Consider the following 2476-nt stretch of genomic DNA (forward strand, 5'->3'; position numbering starts at 1 on the left):
GAGGTTTCAGCAGGTAATGCAGGAGCATATGGATTATCTGCTTAAGCTTGCTTACTTATATGTAAAGGAGTGGCCTGCAGCAGAGGATATTGTTCAAGAGGTTTTTTTGACCTTCTATCAGAAATTCGAGCAGTTTGAAGAACGAGCATCTTTGAAGACATACCTTGCACGAATAACCATTAACAGATGTAAGGATTATTTGAAGAGCTGGCGATATCGAACTCATACATTAACTAATTCATTTAAATCACCAACTAAAAGGTCTCGAAATGTCATGATAGAAAGTGATGAAAAATTAGAACTGGCAGAAGCAGTGCTAGAGCTCCCATTGAAATATCGTGAAGTGATCATACACTATTATTTTGAAGAGTTATCAGTCCTGGAGGTTTCTCAGCTGTTAATCATTTCAGATAGTACCGTAAAGACAAGGCTCAGAAAAGCTAGGTCACTATTGAAGGAAAAACTAAAGGATGGGGAATGGGAGGTGCTTGTAAATGAATGATATTAAACAACAGCTGCTGTTGAAAATAGGGAACACCTCCGAACGTGGTGATAGAGTGAAGGAGCAGATTCAAAAGAAAAAAGGGAACCACATAAAAAGAAAGTCGGAGCGTTTGGCTAGCTATACAGCTATAGCAGCTTTTACAGGTTTGATAGCTGTTGCTTGCTTCCTACTAGTCCCAAACCTTCTTCAAGAAAAGCCGTTCCAACCTGCAGAGGAACCGCCAACCACTGTGGTCCCTCCCTTGGAAGAACCAAATCATGAAGAAGATCTTACATTGCTATTAAAAGAATATTTTCCGGCCAATAGCAAGTCTACTTTTGATGGTGGCTATGAGGATAGCGGTTCTACTATTGAAACAACTTGGCTTAACGTAGATTATGTTCAGCAAATAGTGAGTAATACAGGGGCAGCGTTCGAAAACATTTATCGGATTAAGGACAATAAGGTAGAGCTCGTTTACAGAGAAATGCTGGAGGGCGTCTCTCCAACGAATATGACATTCAAAGAGCTAGAGTCCTTGCCTACCATAGAGCTGATACTAGAAGCTCCATTTGAAGTGGGAGATCCATATGGGTATGGAGGTACCCTTGGTGAAGGGGTTATTGTTTCCTTAGAAGAAGAGATTGCAACTCCTTTAGGTACCTTGAACAATGTGATGGTTGTAGAGACAAGTGCGGATGCGTATCGAGCTAGAAGCTATTATGCTCCTGGATATGGATATATAAAAGGGGTATCTGAATACTGGGATGAAGAAAAAGGCGATTATATTATTGGAGTAACAGAGGAAATAAAAGAATATACGTATGCAACAGAGTCTAAAGATGTTAGAGATAAAGTAACTCCCGGAACATTTGAGAAAACTAAAGTATCCAATTACAAACCAAGTTTCCATTCTCCATGGATTCCTTCACCCAATGGTACATATCGTGCCACAATAGAAGGACGTGGAGAACAGGCTGGAGAAGAGGGCATCGGTACTTTAGTTATCGAAAATATGGAGACAAAGGATTCATTGACCTTTAAGCTGCTGGAGGAAGAGCCGTACAGCCAGTATACACCGAAGGAAGTAGCTTGGATTGATGAAAGCCGTCTGTTTGTTATTATTGGCTATGCCTACGGAATGGTGACTGCTGGTGGCAAGCTGTATGTGTTAGACGTAGAGATGAATGAAGTGAAGCCAATTATTACAGATTTAACTAACAAAGAAGAAGTTATGTCTATAAAGGTGAACAACGATGATACTTTCACATATCAATTACATGTATACGATACAGATGCAATGGAAGGCTCAGAAAGCCATGTGGAAGAAAATACACTACCATTACCAAAGCCTGGAGAGAGGGAGTAATTACCCTCTCTTTTTTATTCTGCCTTGTTAGAATGGGGGAGGTTATCGAGCTTTCTAGAAATCTCTCTTAATAATTCATTACGCTCTTTATTCGAAAGTACTAATGTAATGATAAACCAAATAACAAAACACCAGAATGCAAAGAAAAGAATTAAAGGGATAATTGCAATAAACGTGTTCATCAATCAAATTTCTCCATTCTTAAAATAATTTGTCACTTAAATGCTCATGAATGAGTTTCCAATCTCCTTCATTCTTTACAAATACATTTGTAGCTCTGCCTTCACCATTAACATACTCACCATTCACGTACCCTTCATAAAAATAGGTATAGATACATGTCGCTGAGTCTTCACCTTGATGGAGCCAATGGACATTCCGAGCCTCATAGTTTTCATCTTTTACAACCGTCCAAGCGTTTTCAAAGTAATTCTGTATCTCTTGATGAGTAGTACAGGTTTGATCGGAGAAAAAGTAAACGGCATTGTTGTGCAATACTTTACGGACCTGTTCAAAGTCATGCGTGTTCGTGGCTGCTATATACGTATTTAGAATTTCCATGATTATCCTCCAACGGTTGACTTATTTTTTATAATAAAGAAATTGTTTGGAGAAAACAAATG

At 38.9% G+C, this 2476-nt stretch carries 4 protein-coding genes; 2 read left to right on the forward strand and 2 right to left on the reverse strand.

The genetic code is table 11. The annotated features are described in order from the left end of the window. Both AC06OU_RS11680 and AC06OU_RS11685 read left to right on the forward strand, forming a co-directional pair. The coding region (locus tag AC06OU_RS11680; protein WP_475855958.1) for a sigma-70 family RNA polymerase sigma factor at positions 1-502 on the forward strand (502 nt) is incomplete at its 5' end. Then, positions 495-1853 carry a DUF4652 domain-containing protein gene (locus AC06OU_RS11685; protein ID WP_475855960.1) on the forward strand — a complete coding sequence of 453 codons (1359 nt, stop codon included), beginning with the start codon at positions 495-497 and terminating at the stop codon, positions 1851-1853. The genes AC06OU_RS11680 and AC06OU_RS11685, both read left to right, overlap by 8 nt. Positions 1854-1867: 14 nt before the next feature. Here AC06OU_RS11685 and AC06OU_RS11690 read toward each other — a convergent pair whose 3' ends face one another. Both AC06OU_RS11690 and AC06OU_RS11695 read right to left on the reverse strand, forming a co-directional pair. Next, positions 1868-2038 carry a hypothetical protein gene (locus tag AC06OU_RS11690; protein ID WP_298469496.1) on the reverse strand — a complete coding sequence of 57 codons (171 nt, stop codon included), beginning with the start codon at positions 2036-2038 and terminating at the stop codon, positions 1868-1870. A 16-nt stretch (positions 2039-2054) separates the two neighbouring features. Further along, positions 2055-2414, reverse strand: a complete 360-nt coding sequence (locus AC06OU_RS11695) for a YybH family protein (RefSeq protein WP_475855961.1) — start codon at positions 2412-2414, stop codon at positions 2055-2057. Positions 2415-2476 lie beyond the last annotated feature (62 nt).

The sequence above is a fragment of the Psychrobacillus sp. genome, from assembly GCF_056205495.1.

Bases quoted from the DNA above. Each gene is read 5' to 3' on its own strand.
- AC06OU_RS11685 (WP_475855960.1), top strand. From the start codon at position 495: ATGAATGATATTAAACAACAGCTGCTGTTGAAAATAGGGAACACCTCC.
- AC06OU_RS11695 (WP_475855961.1), bottom strand. From the start codon at position 2,414: ATGGAAATTCTAAATACGTATATAGCAGCCACGAACACGCATGACTTT.